This window comes from Cystobacter fuscus DSM 2262 (assembly GCF_000335475.2).
Classification (GTDB): domain Bacteria; phylum Myxococcota; class Myxococcia; order Myxococcales; family Myxococcaceae; genus Cystobacter; species Cystobacter fuscus.
Genome location: NZ_ANAH02000031.1, coordinates 66,456 through 82,531, shown reverse-complemented (window position 1 = coordinate 82,531; position 16,076 = coordinate 66,456). Strand labels below are relative to the sequence as shown.

Annotated in this window: 15 protein-coding genes and 2 pseudogenes; 10 read left to right on the top strand and 7 right to left on the bottom strand. The window is 66.8% G+C overall.

The window, feature by feature from the left end:
• The first annotated feature begins 61 nt into the window (after positions 1-61).
• From D187_RS35835 to D187_RS35825, 3 genes and pseudogenes are all read left to right on the top strand, one after another.
• Positions 62-514, top strand: coding sequence for a hypothetical protein (locus D187_RS35835; RefSeq protein ID WP_155893827.1), 453 nt, complete (start codon positions 62-64; stop codon positions 512-514).
• Positions 439-819: pseudogene (locus tag D187_RS35830) on the top strand (AHH domain-containing protein); the annotation flags it as partial. The gene D187_RS35835 and the pseudogene D187_RS35830, both read left to right, overlap by 76 nt.
• An 11-nt stretch (positions 820-830) precedes the next feature.
• Positions 831-1,457: a pentapeptide repeat-containing protein gene (locus tag D187_RS35825; protein ID WP_002630187.1), complete on the top strand. Its 627-nt coding sequence runs from the start codon at positions 831-833 to the stop codon at positions 1,455-1,457.
• 144 nt (positions 1,458-1,601) lie between these two features.
• On the opposite strand, the gene D187_RS59365 is transcribed toward D187_RS35825, so the two are convergent.
• Both D187_RS59365 and D187_RS59360 read right to left on the bottom strand, forming a co-directional pair.
• A complete protein-coding gene (locus D187_RS59365; RefSeq protein ID WP_368665064.1) occupies positions 1,602-1,787 on the bottom strand; it encodes a YbhB/YbcL family Raf kinase inhibitor-like protein in 186 nt (61 codons plus the stop codon).
• Between the two features lie 20 nt (positions 1,788-1,807).
• Positions 1,808-2,050: pseudogene (locus tag D187_RS59360) on the bottom strand (YbhB/YbcL family Raf kinase inhibitor-like protein); the annotation flags it as partial.
• A gap of 705 nt (positions 2,051-2,755) precedes the next feature.
• On the opposite strand from D187_RS59360, the gene D187_RS35820 reads away from it, so the two are divergent.
• Together D187_RS35820 and D187_RS50875 are read left to right on the top strand one after the other, a co-directional pair.
• A complete protein-coding gene (locus tag D187_RS35820; protein ID WP_043433147.1) occupies positions 2,756-3,175 on the top strand; it encodes a hypothetical protein in 420 nt (139 codons plus the stop codon).
• Between the two features lie 311 nt (positions 3,176-3,486).
• On the top strand, positions 3,487-6,528 hold the full coding sequence (locus tag D187_RS50875) for a ricin-type beta-trefoil lectin domain protein (protein ID WP_051256691.1): 3,042 nt from the start codon (positions 3,487-3,489) through the stop codon (positions 6,526-6,528).
• Positions 6,529-6,713: 185 nt separating this feature from the next.
• Here D187_RS50875 and D187_RS35810 read toward each other — a convergent pair whose 3' ends face one another.
• Complete coding sequence (locus tag D187_RS35810; protein ID WP_043433145.1) at positions 6,714-7,631, bottom strand: TIGR01777 family oxidoreductase; 918 nt, start codon at positions 7,629-7,631, stop codon at positions 6,714-6,716.
• Between the two features lie 185 nt (positions 7,632-7,816).
• Here D187_RS35810 and D187_RS50870 point away from each other — a divergent pair, with 185 nt between their 5' ends.
• Entirely contained in the window at positions 7,817-8,719 is a 903-nt protein-coding gene (locus tag D187_RS50870; RefSeq protein ID WP_081713996.1) for a peptidoglycan-binding protein, read from the top strand.
• A gap of 15 nt (positions 8,720-8,734) precedes the next feature.
• Here D187_RS50870 and D187_RS35795 read toward each other — a convergent pair whose 3' ends face one another.
• Positions 8,735-9,154, bottom strand: a complete 420-nt coding sequence (locus tag D187_RS35795) for a hypothetical protein (protein ID WP_043433143.1) — start codon at positions 9,152-9,154, stop codon at positions 8,735-8,737.
• Positions 9,155-9,374: 220 nt separating this feature from the next.
• Positions 9,375-10,190, bottom strand: coding sequence for a shikimate 5-dehydrogenase (locus D187_RS35790; RefSeq protein WP_002630180.1), 816 nt, complete (start codon positions 10,188-10,190; stop codon positions 9,375-9,377).
• A gap of 173 nt (positions 10,191-10,363) precedes the next feature.
• On the opposite strand from D187_RS35790, the gene D187_RS50865 reads away from it, so the two are divergent.
• Together D187_RS50865 and D187_RS35780 are read left to right on the top strand one after the other, a co-directional pair.
• Entirely contained in the window at positions 10,364-11,107 is a 744-nt protein-coding gene (locus tag D187_RS50865) for a hypothetical protein (RefSeq protein ID WP_002630178.1), read from the top strand.
• Between the two features lie 2 nt (positions 11,108-11,109).
• Complete coding sequence (locus D187_RS35780) at positions 11,110-12,144, top strand: WD40/YVTN/BNR-like repeat-containing protein (RefSeq protein WP_002630176.1); 1,035 nt, start codon at positions 11,110-11,112, stop codon at positions 12,142-12,144.
• Here the strand turns inward: D187_RS35780 and D187_RS35775 are convergent.
• Positions 12,131-12,577 (bottom strand): hypothetical protein, encoded by a 447-nt coding sequence (locus tag D187_RS35775; protein WP_002630175.1) that lies wholly within the window; start codon positions 12,575-12,577, stop codon positions 12,131-12,133. The two genes, D187_RS35780 and D187_RS35775, sit on opposite strands and share 14 nt — an antisense overlap.
• Before the next feature lie 184 nt (positions 12,578-12,761).
• Between D187_RS35775 and D187_RS35770 the strand changes: the two genes are divergently transcribed.
• The gene (locus D187_RS35770) at positions 12,762-14,873 is read left to right on the top strand and encodes a M3 family metallopeptidase (protein ID WP_043433138.1); all 2,112 of its coding nucleotides are present in this window, start codon (positions 12,762-12,764) and stop codon (positions 14,871-14,873) included.
• Positions 14,874-14,883: 10 nt separating this feature from the next.
• Here the strand turns inward: D187_RS35770 and D187_RS35765 are convergent, their stop codons facing one another.
• Positions 14,884-15,339, bottom strand: coding sequence for a hypothetical protein (locus D187_RS35765; protein WP_002630172.1), 456 nt, complete (start codon positions 15,337-15,339; stop codon positions 14,884-14,886).
• 61 nt (positions 15,340-15,400) lie between these two features.
• Between D187_RS35765 and D187_RS35760 the strand changes: the two genes are divergently transcribed.
• A complete protein-coding gene (locus D187_RS35760) occupies positions 15,401-15,955 on the top strand; it encodes a VUT family protein (RefSeq protein ID WP_211241610.1) in 555 nt (184 codons plus the stop codon).
• The last annotated feature ends 121 nt before the right edge of the window (positions 15,956-16,076 follow it).

The window sequence follows — 16,076 nt, the reverse complement described above, 5'->3', positions numbered from 1 at the left end:
GCAAGGGAGGGCGTATGCGCAGGCCAATCCCATGATGCCGGAGGAGAGGTTGTCGCCATTCATGAACTGTGAGCCCGCTGGTTCTCGCACGGGAGGCTGGAGAGAGGGACGACGGGAGGGGGTGGCGCTCCTCGTGGTGCTCGTGCTGCAGGCCGCGTGTGCGACGGGCGCGACGGGGCGCGGGTTGTTGGCGGCCCCCGCGGCGCGCTCCTCCGCATCCAGTGTCGAGCGGGAAGCGGTGTACGACGTGGACGTCATCGAGCCGGGGAGCGTGGCGACGTGCCCGGTGCCGATCACGCGCGAGGATTTCCAACGGGCCGTCTCGCGGCTCGCGCGCTCCGTGCAACTGGGGGCAGGGCCTCGGGAAGAGGCACGGAGGCTGTTGGAACTGGGGCTGGAGGAGGAGTGGCTGGCGGAGGTGTACCGCGACCGTGTGCTCACCCTGCACGGGGTAGGTGGCTCGGAGACATCCCCGCGAAGGATCCCGTGGGAGACCAGCTCCAGGACGCGGTGACGCAGGCGGCGAAGGAGTGGGGTCCTGATAAACTGAGCTTCGCTGAGCGGGATGCTATCGCCAAGGCGACGAAGCAAGGCAAATACTGGCTGGCTCGCTTGCTGGAGCGCGAAGCTCGGGGTCGTTTCGTTCATCGCAGGGTCCAGGACCAGTTCGAGGGACTCCTCGAGTGGAAACCCAAGGGGGTCGACGTGATTGATCCTGCAACAGGCTACAAGTACGAGATTCTCTCCGGAACGGAGTCGAATCTCACGTTGCATGGCAGGCGCATGGCGGGTGAACTCTTCAGGATGCTTACCTTCTGAGAGGTCCAGTCATGACAGGATTGAAGAATGTCATCTTCAGGGACAAGGAAATCAAAAATGAAAGATTGGAGCTGGCGGATAAGGGAGCGCTTTATTTCCTTAGCTCCAACCTGACCTTGAAAGACTGCACCATTATCCTGAAGGTGTCCGCCAGGAATCTGATCATCAAGGATGCCCGGTTTATCGACTGCTCCTTTGAGGTGAAGCAGGAACTGAAGAACCATCAGCAGTGGGTGTATGCCTCCCTGAAGGGTTGCCGGTTCAAGGGGAGCCTGTCGGGGTGTGACTTTGGCCACTGGCCCGACTACTCGACAGGGGCGGAGAACGGAGCCATCGAGGACTGCGACTTCAGCGAGGCGCGCCTGGATGGTTGCCGTTTCATGGGCTGTGATCCTCGAACCTTGCGGTTTCCCAAGTGGCCATGCTTCACCATTTTGAACCCTATTCAAAATGCCAGCGAACTCCGTCGCGCGACATGGCCCGGCAGCTTTGGTGAGGTCACCGTGCAGGGACTCGATCAGCAGCCGAGGCCCACGGCTGCCGTGACGCTGTTCGCTCCCGCCATGGCCAGGAGACACGAGACCACCCCGGATGCACTCAGGGCCGTCATCGAGAAGTTCGACTGCATTGTCTACTGAAGGGGTGCTCGCTCGCGGGCCCCAGGCCTCATCGATGCGCGTGCGGCGCCGACCCGGTGGGGCAGCTGAAGCCGCTGGTTCGGCGGCGCCGCCTCCCGTTGCCTCGGGTGGGCCAGGGCAACGGAAGCGTCCGGAACTCTCGGCTCAGCGCTCGAATGTCGGGGTGAGGATGACCCTGCCCAGGGTGTGACCGAGCAGGTTGAAGCCCAGGAACGCTGGCGTCGCGTCCGGAGGAACCTGGAGCGACTCCACGTCAATCGCGTGGACGACGAGGTAATAGCGATGCTTGCCGCTCCCCGGGGTGGTGCCGCTCCAATGTAGCGCTTCAATCGCGCATCGTTCGGAAGCTGGAACGCCCCCGGGGGCAGCTTCGCACCGTCATCCGAGCCGGCGCCCGTGGGAAGGCTCGTCACGCTCGCGGGAATATTGGCCACGGCCCAATGCCAGAAGCCGCTCGCCATGGGCGCGTCGGGATCGTACATGGTGATGACGAAACCGCGCGTGTTGGCGGGAAAGCCGCTCCACGACAGCTGAGGGGAGACACGTCTTGCCCCCCCCGCGCCGAAAACTCCGCTGAGCTGCGCCACGGGCATCGGTTCACCGTCGCGCACGTCCGTGCTCGTCAGGGTGAAGCTCGCAACGGAAAGGAGGTCCTCATAGGGGTTCGTCTTCAAGGGGATGCCTCCTGGTTTGACCTCGGTGCACGCGCCCGTGCACGCGACGACCAGCATGAATGAAACAGCGAACATCGATCTCAAGACAGACCGCACGAATGTCTCCTTCGGTCTTCCTCATGGAAGAACCGGCGACACCGTAACGTCAGCCGTCAGGGCGAGGTCGCCCGCGCACCGCAATCAATGCGCTGAAGACCGCATTGCGCCAGGTCTTGCCAGGAGACAGGCGCTTGACGCGCAGGCGCACGCTCCCGCTCGCGCCGAATGGATCAAGACGATCAGCTCCAGCAAGCGGTAGCGGAGCACCTCCTGGGGAAGGCCATCGGCCAGGCCACGCATGCACCGGCGCCATGCGTCCACGAGCTCGGTGTTTTCCGTGGCTGACAGCTGTCGAAGCTCTTGCGGTGTGGACTTCACGGGCCTTGGCGGCAGCCCCACCGGGCCAGCTCCGGAGAAAGAACGAGGGCTTCCGACGTGTACTCCCCCTCGGCTAGCCTCGGCCGGGTGCCGTGGCCGGAGTGGGCGGTGCGTCCGTGCTGGATGCCTGGGCCGACCTCGTTTGACACTTCTCTGGGAGTAAAGTAGGTTTTACTCGCTGTAACAATCGGCTCACATCGAGGAACCATGAAAGTCACGAAACTGGCCTTTGTTTGTATTGCCCTTCTGTCTACAGCCGCCGTCGCGGGCGACAAGACGAATTTTGAGATCTACCTCTCCATTCCCCCGTCGGGCACGGCTGTTGCGGCGGGTTCGTTCATTGGCGTGCAGAACTCGTCTGATACAAAATCCGTCATTCAGTGCCAGATCAAGGTGGAGATTGCGGCCTTGGGAGCAACCCAGAGATTGTATTGCCATGCCAGGGATGCCAGCGGCACCGACGGGGTCTGTGTCCTGAACAACCCACCCCAAGTCTTTGTCGATCTCGTTTACGCACTCAAGGACAATGACAAGCTGACATTCACCTGGGACGTCGCTAATCAACAGTGTAAGTCGCTGGAGCTTCAACGTGGGTCGTGGCAGGTCCGGAGTGGTGGCGCCACGTAGTTTCGTACCAAGAGAAGAGTAGGCCGGTGCCGAGAGCCATGAGCTTCGGCACCGGCCTTTCTACTTGGCGGTCGCGTCTTTCCGTTGAACGCGCTTTCACCCAGGACAGGCCCAGTCCCAAGCGCAGAGCCTTCGTGTCCCGGAACGTCTCCTCCGTCCGAAATCGCCTGGCATGGAGCCCCACCACCCAGGCCGCCGTGGCTTCGTTCAGATCGCCTGCCCCCTTGCTAAAATGGGGGATAGCTCAGCGGTAGGCGCACTTAAGGAATTTTTCTGGTAAAACTCGTTTTTTGATTTATTCGAGGTTTACCATGTCCGAACGTTTGTTGCCGAGCCCCTGGCGTGGCTGCGTGAGCGTGTTGTCTCTCGTGCTCCTGCATTGTGCCCCCGCCCCGGAGGGGGCGTCCCTGGAGACGGGAACGCGCCTGAGCGCGCTGGCCTCCACGGTCATTCATCCCCTGGTCAACACGGCGCTGTGCCTGGAGGCGGGGCCCGCCTCGTCCTCCAACGGGCTGCAGGCGATGATCGCCCACTGCACCGGGGCGGCGAGCCAGACCTGGACCTATACGGGGGGCACTCTTCGGGTGGGCAACCGCTGTCTGGACGTGAATGCGGGCGTGGACGCCAACGGTACCAGGGTGCAGCTCTGGGACTGTCAGTCGGGCAATGCCAACCAGCAATGGGAACGGCGGGGCAACCGGTGGGTCTGGCGCGGCCACGACAAATGCCTCCATGTCGATGGCAGCAAGGGCACCGCGGGCACCGTGGTGCACCTGTGGACGTGTGACTTGCAGGCCGGCCAGGGCTGGGTCGATGGCGGCACGGGCGCATGTCAGGCCCTTCCCACGACCACTCCTCCCGCGGACCCTGGCAAGGGCATGCCCGCGAAGGATCCCGTGCTGACGGGACAGACCCACCGCTACTTCAAGATCACCGTGCTCGACGCCGCGACCCGCTCCCCCATCGCGGGCGCCCAGCTCAAGACGGTGAACAAGGTCATCCACGTCTCGGACAACCATGGCGTCGTGGCGTTCTACGAGCCCGGCTCCATGGACCAGGATGTCTGGTTCCACATCACCCGCGAGGGCTACGAGGTCCCCGCGGACTTCTTTGGCTATCGGGGCAAGGCCTTTCGCCCGGTCGAGGGTGGTTCGGCCGAGGTGACCATGAACAAGGTGGGCACCGCCCCGGCCATGAACGTGGGAGACCTGCAGAGCCGCCTGGTGACCAACACCGTGCCGGGGCCCGATCGCTGTCTGACCCTTCGGCTGTATGACAAGGAAAACAATCGGGGCATCCCCCTGGTGTCCTTCACCACCGCCTGGGGCCAGTACTTCACCGACAGCCAGGGCCTCATCGCCTACTGCGATCCGGACCACATGGGCTCGGTGGCCTATACGTTGGCGAGCCACGGCTACAAGACACTCACGGGCACGGTCAACGTGGCGTGGGGGACGAAGGTGGAGCTCGCCCTGGAACGGCAGAACATCGCCGAGCGGCTCTACCGGACGACCGGGGGCGGCATCTACCGCGACAGCATCCTGCTGGGTTACAAAACGCCCCTCGCCCAGCCCCTGCTCAATGGCAAGGTCTACGGCCAGGACTCGGTCATCTCCACCGTGTACAAGGGGAAGATCTTCTGGACCTGGGGAGACACGGATCGTCCCGCCTATCCCCTCGGCAACTTCCGCACCTCGGCGGCGCTCTCGGACCTGCCTGCCTCCGGCGGGTTGAACCCCCAGTTGGGCGTCAACCAGACGTACTACACGGGCTCGGATGGTTTCTCCCGGGGCATCGTCGAGGAGTTCGCGCCCACGAGCAATCCCACCTGGCTGGGGGCGCTGGTGTCGGTTCCCGATGCGAGCGGCCAGGAGCGCTTGTTCGCTGGTTACATGAAGGCCGGGGTGGCGAATCCCGGCCCGGGCACCCAGGGCCTGCTGCGCTTCAATGACACCACGCAAACCTTCGAGCGGGTCATCACCGACTATTACGGCGCCAACTTCGAGTTCCCGAGCGGAGGGCAGGCCATCCGCTTCCGGGCGCCGGAGCGCGAGTACGCCCACTTCGGGGCGTACCTGCGCATCCCCGCGACAGCCGAGGCCCTGCTGGACAAGTCCACGTACGAGTCCTTCAGCGCGTACAAGACGGACGGCTCGGGCGCGCTGGAGAAGGCCTCCGATGGCACGCTCGTCTATGGTTGGAAGAAGGGCGTGAAGAGGACGACCGCCGAGGACGTCAAGAACGCGGGCCTCGACATGGGCCAGTCGCTCGCGGGACAGACGCGGGACGCGGCCACGGGCGGGAGCCTCCTCCTGGTGGGCAGCACCATCACCTGGAACGAGTACCGGGGCCGGTTCGTCTCCATCTCGCAGCAGCAGTATGGCAGCACGTCCTTGCTGGGAGAGATCTGGTACGCCGAGGGCGACACCCCCATGGGCCCCTGGGTCAACGCCCGGAAGATCATCACCCACGACAACTACACGTTCTACAACCCCTACGTGCATCCCTACCTCTCGCCGGACGGGGGCCGCACGATGTTCCTCGAGGCGACCCATACCGACACCTATACGAACCCGGCGGTGATCACTCCCCGGTACAACTACAACCAGATCATGTACCGCCTCAACGTCGAGGACTCGCGGCTGGTGCTGCCCGTGCCTGTCTATGATCTGGGCACGAGCCTGCCGGGCACTTTCGTGACCAAGAAGGGCGTGGCGCCTGGGTCCGCGCCCCTGGCGGCGCCCTTCCTCGCGCCCGACCGTCAGGCACCGGGGACCGTGCCCGTGGGATGGAATGTTCCGTCCTGCGGCACCGGGCGCCGGCTGGTCGTGGGCGGCTCCATGCCCGACGTCCTCTTCCATGCGCTGCCGCCTGGCACCAGCCCCCTGCCGGCGAAGACCGTGGGCCTCTACGAGTACTCGCACACGGATGGTCGGCGGGCCTACAGCATCAACGCGAGCTTGTCCCTCGCGGGCTTCACGCGGTCCTCCACGCCCATCGCCTACGTCTGGGAGAACCCCGTGCGCGTCAAGCTCCCGGTGGCCGACTTCCTGGGCAACGTGGTGGCCAACGCGGGCGCGGACCAGTGCCGCACCGAGTCCTCGGCGGGCGGCGGTTCGCTGGTGACCCTCGACGCCTCGGCCTCGCGGAACCTGTCGGGTCAGGGCACCACGTTCACCTGGCGTCTGCCCTCGGGCGCGACCTCGGAGTCCGGCGTGAGCTGTCCGTCCATCTCGGGACAGGTCGTCACCGTCCGGCTGCCAGCGGGCCTTCACTCCATTGGCCTCGAGGCCCGGGATGCGAGCGGCAACGTGAGCTCGGATACGCTCGTGGTCCAGGTGAAGGCGTTGTAACGGAGTCAGCGCGGGAGGGGCGGCCAGCTTTGGTGAGGTCACCGTGCAGGGACTCGATCAGCAGCCGCCGCCCACGGCTGCCGTGACGTTGTTCGCTCCCGCCATGGCCAGGCGGCACGAGACCACCCCGGAAGCACTCAGGGCCGTCGCGCCGGGTGCGCATGCGCACGATGTGACGCCGCGGCTCACGTCTTGCCGTAGAGGTCCTTCAGGGCTCGCGAGAGGTCCGTGTGGCGGAACACGAATCCCTCCTCCTGCAGGCGTCGGGGCAGGCCGCGCCGTCCGCTCAGGGCCAGCTCGGCCTCGGTGCCCATCAGCCGGGCGCCCAGACGCACGGCCCACGCGGGGACGGGAGGACTCCAGGGGCGGTGCAGCACGTGGCGTAGCGTGCGCATGAACTCCGCGTTGGTGACGGGCGAGGGCCCGGTGGCGTTGTACACCCCGTGCATGGAGGGGTCCTCGATGGCCCTGAGAACGAGGGCATCGAGATCCTCGATGTGTAGCCAGCTCACGTACTGTTGCCCCGTGCCCACGCTGCCGCCGAGCCCCCAGCGGGTGAGCCGCGCGAGCTTGTCCAGAGCGCCTCCGTCACGGCCCAGGGCGAAGCCGATGCGCAGCAGGACCATTCGAGTGGCGGGCAGGTGCTGCTCGGCGCAGGCGGCCTCCCACTGGCGGCACACGTCCACCGAGAACCCCGAGCCCGGTGGGGAGTTCTCGTCGCGTGGGGAGTCACCCGAGTTGCCCAGGATGGCGAGCGACACGGCCTGGATCCACACTGGAGGAGGGGATGCGCACTGACGGAGGGCTTCGCCCAGCACTCGCACCGAGTCGAGCCGCGAGGCGAGGATCTCCCGCCGGTTCTCGGGGGTGTAGCGGCAGTCCACGCTCCGGCCAGCGAGGTTGACCACGGCTGCGGCCCCCTCGATCTCGGAGCACCAGGGGCCCACGGTCTTTCCGTCCCAGGCTACCTCGCGTGTGGGGCCGGGCCGGGGCGAGCGGGTGAGGATGACCGGCTCGTAGCCTCGCGCCTCCAATGCCCTGGCGAGCGAACGTCCCAGGAACCCACTGCCTCCCGCGAGGACCACTCTGCGTGTCGCTGCCATGACCTTCATCCCCTTGGCTGGGCGTCGTCGAGAGGTCGTAGACCTTTTCGTGCCGTGGTGGGCCACGAGTGGGTTCTCTGGTGTGGTTGCGTTGGGTAGAGTACAGTCCAGGGCGCCGAGACGGGCTGCTGGAAGAGGGAGTGAAATCACTCCAGAGAAGAGACACTCAAAGGGGGGGCCGTGCGATGAGGCAGAACCAAAACCGGATGAAGCCCAATTCGAAGGCTGTTGCCAGCTCCGTGAACAAGCTGCAACTAGGCTCGAAGGGCTCGGCGGTGGAGGAGTTGCAGCGGCGCCTTCAGATCGCGGGACTCTTCAAAGGTACTGCGGACGGCTTCTACGGATCGAAAACCATCGAGTCGGTCAAACTCCTCCAGAGCCGTCTCCGGCTGCCCATTGATGGCGTCGTGAGTGACAACACCTGGAAAACGTTGACTGGCAATCCCGAGTCCACGCTTCAGTGCATGAACTCGCCGACCACGGCTCTGTTCAATTCGCTCAAGGCGGCGATCGTTCCAGTCAACAGGGTGAAGGTGTGGTGGAACACCTTCATTCCCATGGCGAAGGTGGACGGGCCTCCCGGCTCGGAGTGCTTCACGGGGGACGGCCGGGGCTTCTCCAACGAGATCAGCGCCTCACACCGGACTCATCAGGAGATCGAGGTCGAGGTCTCCTCGTTGAAGCAGACAATCAATTGGAAGCATGTGGGGGCCACGCACGAGGTCGACTGCTCGACGGGGGCCGTGGAATCGAGCGACACGGCTCCGACCTCCGAGCTGACCAATGGACCCGTTTCACGCTCGGGCTCGCTCATCGGCATCAAATTCAAAACGGCGGCCTCGAATCCGCTGGTGACCTTCGCGCCAGCGATCGACTCCGATGTGACCTTCCTGATTGATCCCATCGCGCGCACCTGCTCCCTGTCCGGCAAGCACGATGGGTTTCCCGCGTATGAGGCTTACGTGGCGGTGAACAGCGGGGCCGGGGTCTTGGTGTACGGCTACAATCCGCTCACCACTGGCCAGGGCATCGGCGCGCTCTTCCCTCCGATGGATATCTCGGCGGCCATTTCGGGTGTGAAGTTCTGACGCGAAGCACTACCGCTACTGCGGTTGCGAGTTCGGAGGGACCTCGCTCCGAATTCGCCCGAGCATTGCGTACACGCGCCAGGCCACGCCCCCGGTAATCGCCGCGAAGCCAGAGAACAGATTGAACTCCATGGTGCCTGGCTTGAACCATCGGCCAGCCAGGAACAGGAACGTACAGAACGCAACCGTCGCGCCGAGGAGCGGCCCCCACCATGCCTGGAAGATCCGGCTGCGCACATCGATGAACCTCACGAGGGGAAGGCCCACAACTCCCCACCCGATCAGCGCGAAAGCGAGCGTCCAGGCCGCGACCGCGCCCACTTCGGACACCTCCCCGCGCACGGCCAACGTGGCGACATACGCCAGGAGTGCGCAACCCCATCCACTCATGAGCGAGACGAACGACCGCAGGATTCGCTGGCCAAAAGTGAACATGGGGCGAGGTTAGCTGGATCGACCCCGGCGTACCACTTCGAGTCCATGGACAAACTTCACCGAGCCGCGTTTGGCTCTTCTCCCGCTTCAGCACAGCCGGAGCGCGAGACTGGCAGGGCTTCGTCGAGCGGGGTGGCGAGGGGGGCGCCTGGGCGAGGCATTGATGCGTCAGTGCCAGCGCTTTTTTACGTGGCATGTCCGTCCAGGGCGCTCGCAGGCCTCAGCCCCGGGCGAAGGCCGCCGCCGCTCGTGCCTGCTCTTCCGTTGGTGTGACGCCGGTGTAGAGGATGAACTGCTCCAACGCCTGGAGCATGGCGACTTCGCCGCCGGAGATGAGACGCTTGCCGAGCGCGCGGGCCCGCTCGAGGAACGGCGTCTCGATGGGCAGCGCGACGACGTCGAAGGCGATGTCACACGCGGCGATGAGGGGCTCGGGGAAGGCGAGCGCCTCCTGGTCGGCGCCCGCCATGCCCAGGGGCGTGACATTCACCAGGAGCGGGGCCGGCGCGTCGGGAAGCTCGGCCTGCCAGCGGTAGCCATAGGTCCGGGCGAGCGCGGTGCCAGCGGCCTCGTTCCGGGCGATGATCGTGCCGGCCCGTAGCCCGGCGTCCCGGAACGCGGCGGCCACCGCCTTCGCCATGCCACCGCTGCCGCGCAGCAGGAAGGGCGTGTCCGGAGCGAGCTGGGCCCGTTCGATGAGCCCGCGCACCGCGACATAGTCGGTGTTGTACCCGGTGAGCCGGCCGCCATCGTTCACGACGGTGTTGACCGAGTCGATGGCCCTGGCCGAGGCCTCCAGCCCATCGAGCAGCGGAATCACCGCCTCCTTGAACGGCATGGAGATGGCGCAGCCGCGGATGCCGAGCGCGCGGATGCCGCCGATCGCCGCGGGCAGATCCCGGGTCGTGAAGGCCTTGTACACATAGTCGAGGCCCAGCGCCTCGTAGAGGTGGTTGTGGAAGCGGGAGCCGAAGTTGCCGGGCCTTGCCGCCAGTGACATGCACAGCTGGGTATCGCGTCCGATGGGGGGCTTCATGGCGGTCAGCTCCTTCAGTCGAGGTCACCCGAACTCGTGAGCCCATCCACACCGCGGGAGGCTCCATCCACGGCGTGGATTCGTCGGAGGTCGGCGCGGAGGGTGTACCAGAGGAAGCGGTCCGTGGCAGGCGCCTTGCTCTGGGTGGGTGAAAACCCCCTTCAGGAACTGTCATGTCCCTTCCCGTGACCGGCCGTGCCGGTGCAACCGCTCCCTCCCTGGATGAAACCGTCGCGACCCAGGGCGCGGCGCCGCCTCTCCCGAACGCACCGGGGATCAGGACCCTGGCCGCGCCCGAGCGCAACACCCTCTCCCAGGCTCCCGCTGCTTCGCCGGGCGCCAACTCGCCGCGCGAGGTGCCCACGGGAAGGGTGGATTACTACCGCAGGAGGGAGGAGGACTTCCGTGCGCGCAATCCGGGCGTGCAGCCGCCTCCGTACTACCTGCAATACGGCGACAAGTACGTCCGGGCCTTTTCGGCGCTGGGGCCCGAGCAGTTGTCGCTCGCCGGCCTCGAGTGGCGCGACAAGGCGCTGAAGCTGCTTCAGGTGGAGATGGAAAAGGCGCGCCGGGAGGACGGATTGGAATTCGCCAAGCTCGAACGCCAGCCGGAGGACTTCCGGAAGTTCGCCTACAAGACCCACGTGACGGCCTATCTGGAAGCAGGGCTGCTCTCCCTGTCCACGCAGGATTTGACGACCATCCTCACCACACCGGACCTCCAGGATCTGCTCAACAAGGATGGGTTGGAGCAGATCCTCGAGGTCCTCGACCGGGTGGGGTCCAAGGATGTGGCGACCATCGTCAATGCGACTTCGTCCCAGGTCCGGCAGGAGCTTCAGGACCAGGCCGAGCGGATGGATCGCGAGGTGAAGTCATTCATGTACCAGCGCTGGTGGGATGGAGGGATGCACTGACCATGATGCGCCATCTGCTCAAGGTGCTGCTGGTGCTCCTGTTCTCACCCTGCCTGCTCTGCCTGGGCGGAGGTGCCTATATCTGGGGTCGTGAAACGCTGCGTGAGGGGTGGGGCATCGGCATGGGCAACAGCAGGTGGATGCCCGTGGGACCGGAGGAGCCCGGGTGGGGCCTTCATGATGAGGTCTTCGTGGGTGACCACTCCGCGTTCATCACCCGGCATTGGGATGCCAGGTCGAGTGCGCTCTGGCGGATGAGCCGCCATGGGGTGCGCCTCGTGTCGTTCTTCGACGGGATCGTGTTGGATCTGAGCAGTGCCAGGGGCGCATGGTTCGGGGTGCTCTCCAAACCCGTCGAGGTGGGCAGGAGCGACGAGCGCATCTATCAGGTCATCCGCTCGGTCGACGAGGGGGACTCCTGGGAGGTGCGTGGGGTGCTTCCCCAGTGGGGCGAGCTGCTCGCCGTGTCACCGCGGGAGGTCTGGGCGCTGTCGGACTGGATGCTGGTGGTCAGCACGGATGGGGGACAGACGTTCTCCAACGTGGCGCTCGCCGGCAAACCGGATTTCCTCCGGGACCGGCTCGTGCCGGGTCCGAATGGGACCGTCTGGCTCCTGGGTCCCAGCGGGCTCTTCCGGTTGTCGGACCAGGGCCGGACCTGGACGTACGAGCCCATGCCGGAGGCCGTGTTGCAGGCGGGGGATGGAGGCGTGCTCGCCGGCCGGGTGGGAGAGTGGCTGGCCATCCGCCGCGATGCGCCGGGGGAGGAGTGGAGGCCCATCACGGACCAGCCCCACTACGTCCGTGACCTCGCCGTGTCGGGAGACACCGTGCGCGTGCTCACCTATGCCAGCGATCCGTTCAAGGACGGGGGAGGCTACTGGTATCACCACAGCGAGGATGGCGGACGCACCTGGGAGCATGTGGACACCGGGCTGCTCGACGCCACCATTCACGGGCTGGAGTGGGGCGTGGGGGCCGAGTTCAGGGGCCGCCTCTTCGGCCATGTCCCCGGGGGGATGTTCACCCAGCGGTGAGGTAGTCGAGCAGTTGGGCCTCGTCGGTGGTGATCAACCGCTCGATGCCATCCTGCCGGGCGTAGCGCTGCACCTGCATCTGCCCGATCACCGTCTGCACCAGCACGCCCACCTTGCGAAAGCCCTCGCACCACCGGGGAGTGAGGCGATTCATGGTGGTCTCGAAGGCGGGATCATTGCGGCCAGGAGCAGCCCGGAGATCCGCCAGGAGGGCGTAGCGCGCGCGCCCCTGCTCATCCAGGGTGTCGCACAGCTCGTCCATGACATCCTCGAGTTCCTGGAGTGAGGCGTAGGGGGCCTCCGTGCGCTCGGTGAGCAGGATGCCCAGGAAGTCGTCGGCCCGGACGATGAAGTGGGGGTTGCGGAGGACGTGCCTCGCGCCAGGCAGCAGGCTCGCTCGCGGAGGAGGCACGCGAGAGGGGAGGGGAGCCATCAATGAGGATCTCATCATGGGGCGGAGGCGGGGGTGGAGCGGGGGCACCCTAAGCATGGAGGGGCGGGTGAGGGAAGTCCCGTGGGGAGGGGGGCCCTCGGGGACGTGCACTCCCGGACGGCTCGGCCGGTTCGCCTTCCGAGAATGCTGCCAACGCGGGGCGGGAGTCTTACCCTTGCGGGCCATGAACGCCTCTGTCGCCGAGAATCCGCTGCTTCAGACCGAAGGATTTCCCCAGTTCGACCGCATCCGCTCCGAGCACGTGGAGCCCGCGCTGCGCGAGCTGCTCCAGCGCATGAACGCGCAGCTGGACGAGCTCGAGCGCGAGGTCCAGCCCACCTGGGCGGGCACGGTGGAGCGTCTGTCCGCCATCACCGAGCCGCTGGGCCTGGCCTGGGGCGTGGTCAACCACCTGATGGGGGTGCAGAACAGCCCGGAGCTGCGCCAGGCGCACGCCGCCGTCGAGGGTGACGTGGTGGAGAGCTTCATGCGCATCGGGCAGAGCGTGCCCCTATACCGGGCCTACAAGGCGCTGCGCGAGAGCGGTGAGTGGAAGTCGCTCGAGGAGGCCCAGCACCGCATCATCGAGGCGGCCCTGCGCGACGCGGAGCTGTCCGGCGTGGGGCTGGAGGGCGAGGCGCGTGAGCGCTTCCAGGCCATCGAGCGGGAGCTGGCCGAGCTGTCCACCCGCTTCTCCAACAACGTCATCGACTCCACCAAGTCCTGGTCCATGACGCTCACCCGGCGCGAGGAGGTGGAGGGGCTGCCGCCCAGCGCGCTCGCCATGGCCGCCCAGGCCGCCCGGCAGGGTCTGGAGCCCGGCGCTCCCGAGCCCACCGCGGAGAACGGTCCGTGGCGCATCACCCTGGATGCCCCCAGCTTCCAGCCCTTCATGGAGCACTCGCGCCGCGGGGATCTGCGCGAGAAGGTCTACCGCGCCTACATCACCCGCGCTTCCTCGGGAGAGGTGGACAACCAGCCCCTCATCGAGCGCATCCTCGCCCTGCGCCAGGAGAAGTCCCGCCTGCTCGGCTACGGCTCGTTCGCCGAGGTGAGTCTGGCGGCGAAGATGGCGCCCGGAGTGTCGGCCGTGGAGCAGTTGCTCGGGGAGCTGCGCGGGGTGGCCCGCTCGCGCGCCCAGGGCGAGCTCACCGAGCTGACGGAGTTCGCCCGCCGCAAGACGGGGGATGCCTCGTTCGAGCTGAAGCTGTGGGACTCGCCCTTCTGGGCCGAGCGCCTGCGCGAGGAGCGCTACGCCTATACCGACGAGGAGCTGCGCCCGTACTTCGCGCTGCCGCGCGTGTTGGAGGGCCTGTTCGACACCGCCCACCGGCTCTTCGGCGTCACCGTGCGCGCCGCGGATGGCGAGGTGTCCGTGTGGCACGAGAGCGTACGCTTCTTCCGCGTGGCGGACGAGTCGGGCCAGGACATCGCCGCCTTCTACCTGGACCCCTACAGCCGTCCGGCCACCAAGCGGGGCGGGGCGTGGATGAACAGCGCGCTGGATAGAAAGCGCCTGCCCCAGGGCGGCCTGCGTCTGCCGGTGGCCTACCTCGTGTGCAACGCCACGCCGCCGGTGGGCGGCAAGCCCGCGCTCCTGACGTTCCGCGAGGTGGAGACGCTCTTCCACGAGTTCGGCCACGGCCTGCAGCACATGCTCACGCGCGTGGACTTCCCCGAGGCCGCCGGCATCAACAACGTGGAGTGGGACGCGGTGGAGCTGCCCAGCCAGTTCATGGAGAACTGGTGCTTCCACGAGGAGACGCTCTCGCGGCTCGCTCGCCACGTGGACACCGGGGAGATGCTGCCCAAGGCGCTGCAGGACAAGATCCGCGCCGGGCGCATCTACCGCGCCGCCTCCATGACGCTGCGCCAGGTGTACTTCGCCACGCTCGACCTGGAGCTGCACCACCGCTACCAGCCGGGGAGCACGGACAAGGTGATCGACATCCAGCGGCGCGTGGCCCGGGACAACACGGTGCTGGCACCGCTGCCGGAGGATCGCTTCCTCTGCTCCTTCACCCACATCTTCGCGGGCGGCTACGCGGCGGGCTACTACAGCTACAAGTGGGCCGAGGTGCTCTCCGCGGATGCCTTCGCCGCCTTCGAGGAGGCGGGGTTGTCGGACGCGCGCGCGGTGGAGAAGACCGGCCGGCGCTTCCGGGACACGGTGCTCGCGCTGGGCGGCAGCCGTCACCCGCTCGTGGTGTTCGAGTCCTTCCGGGGCCGTGCCCCCAGCACCCAGCCCCTGCTCAAGCAGACGGGCTTGCTCGACACGCAGGAGACGCGCGTCTAGCGCGTCCGGGTCAGGGCTCGTCCCGGGGGATGAGCCCCGTCTCCCGCATGCGCCGGGCCGCCCAGGCCTCGGCGCCGGCCAGGTTCGCGAAGGTGGCCAGCGGCGGGTAGAGCCGGACGAAGTGCAGGATGGCGCTGAGCGACAGCTGCATGAGGGGCGAGGTGATGATGACGGCCGAGCCCTGCACGCACGCGAGCAGGGCGCGCTCGTGCTTCTCGAACCACTCCACCTGCCGCCAGCGCTGATCGAGCGGCACCACGCCCACCCGGGAGAGATCCACGAGCATCACGAAGCGCTCGCCACGCCGCAGATAGTCCGCGAAGGTGTCCAGGCAGGCCTGCTGCGCGTGCGAGGTGAGGTTGCCGGGCAGCCGCAGGACGAGCAGCGGCCAGCGCGAGTCATCGAAGAGGGGCGAATCCGGCGGCGATCCGTCGCGGGATCCCGGTGAGGGGGAGTCCGGGTCCATGGGGGGAGCCATTCTGACAGGCCCGTGGAAACGTGCTATGGCGCGCGGGTCCGGAGGGCTGGTGGATTCGCGTCGAACCGAGGGTTTTCTCTATCTGGCGGGCTTTGGCGCCTCGATTCCTCTCTCCAACTGGATGATCGGCCACGTGGGAGTGGTGTGCTCGGACACGGGGCCGTGCCTGCTGCCCGTGGGGCCGGGGCTGCTGGCGCCCAGCGGCGTGCTCGTGGTGGGTCTGGCCTTCGTGTTGAGGGACCTGGTGCAGCGCCGGCTGGGCAAGGGCTGGACGCTCGCGGCGATCGCCCTGGGCGCGCTGCTCTCCGGGGTGCTCGCGCCGTCGGCGCTGGTGGTGGCCTCGAGCGCGGCCTTCGCCGTGTCGGAGCTCGCCGACTTCGCCGTCTACACGCCCCTGCAGCGGCGCGGCCTGGTGCTGGCCGTGCTCGCCAGCAGCGCCGTGGGGCTCGTCGTGGACAGCGTGCTCTTCCTGAAGCTCGCCTTCGGGGGGCTCGACTTCCTGGCGGGGCAGGTGGTGGGCAAGGCGTGGATGGTGCTGCTGTCGCTGCCCCTCGTGTCCTGGTTGCGGCGCCGCGACGAGCGGCTCGGGTTCGAGCCCGCCTGATCCACGAGGCCGCGCGCTCCCGGAGCAGTCCGGAAATCTCCTGGCGGCGCGTTCGCATCTTTCCACCGAGGGTGCGTCGTGTTCACCGCCGACACCTACCGGGGGCGGAGTTGCGAGGCGG

Bases quoted from the DNA above. Each gene is read 5' to 3' on its own strand.
- D187_RS50875 (WP_051256691.1), top strand. From the start codon at position 3,487: ATGTCCGAACGTTTGTTGCCGAGCCCCTGGCGTGGCTGCGTGAGCGTG.
- D187_RS35775 (WP_002630175.1), bottom strand. From the start codon at position 12,577: ATGGCTCCCCTCCCCTCTCGCGTGCCTCCTCCGCGAGCGAGCCTGCTG.
- D187_RS50865 (WP_002630178.1), top strand. From the start codon at position 10,364: ATGTCCCTTCCCGTGACCGGCCGTGCCGGTGCAACCGCTCCCTCCCTG.
- D187_RS35780 (WP_002630176.1), top strand. From the start codon at position 11,110: ATGATGCGCCATCTGCTCAAGGTGCTGCTGGTGCTCCTGTTCTCACCC.
- D187_RS35770 (WP_043433138.1), top strand. From the start codon at position 12,762: ATGAACGCCTCTGTCGCCGAGAATCCGCTGCTTCAGACCGAAGGATTT.
- D187_RS35825 (WP_002630187.1), top strand. From the start codon at position 831: ATGACAGGATTGAAGAATGTCATCTTCAGGGACAAGGAAATCAAAAAT.
- D187_RS35820 (WP_043433147.1), top strand. From the start codon at position 2,756: ATGAAAGTCACGAAACTGGCCTTTGTTTGTATTGCCCTTCTGTCTACA.
- D187_RS35810 (WP_043433145.1), bottom strand. From the start codon at position 7,631: ATGGCAGCGACACGCAGAGTGGTCCTCGCGGGAGGCAGTGGGTTCCTG.
- D187_RS50870 (WP_081713996.1), top strand. From the start codon at position 7,817: ATGAGGCAGAACCAAAACCGGATGAAGCCCAATTCGAAGGCTGTTGCC.
- D187_RS35795 (WP_043433143.1), bottom strand. From the start codon at position 9,154: ATGTTCACTTTTGGCCAGCGAATCCTGCGGTCGTTCGTCTCGCTCATG.
- D187_RS35835 (WP_155893827.1), top strand. From the start codon at position 62: ATGAACTGTGAGCCCGCTGGTTCTCGCACGGGAGGCTGGAGAGAGGGA.
- D187_RS35790 (WP_002630180.1), bottom strand. From the start codon at position 10,190: ATGAAGCCCCCCATCGGACGCGATACCCAGCTGTGCATGTCACTGGCG.
- D187_RS35765 (WP_002630172.1), bottom strand. From the start codon at position 15,339: ATGGACCCGGACTCCCCCTCACCGGGATCCCGCGACGGATCGCCGCCG.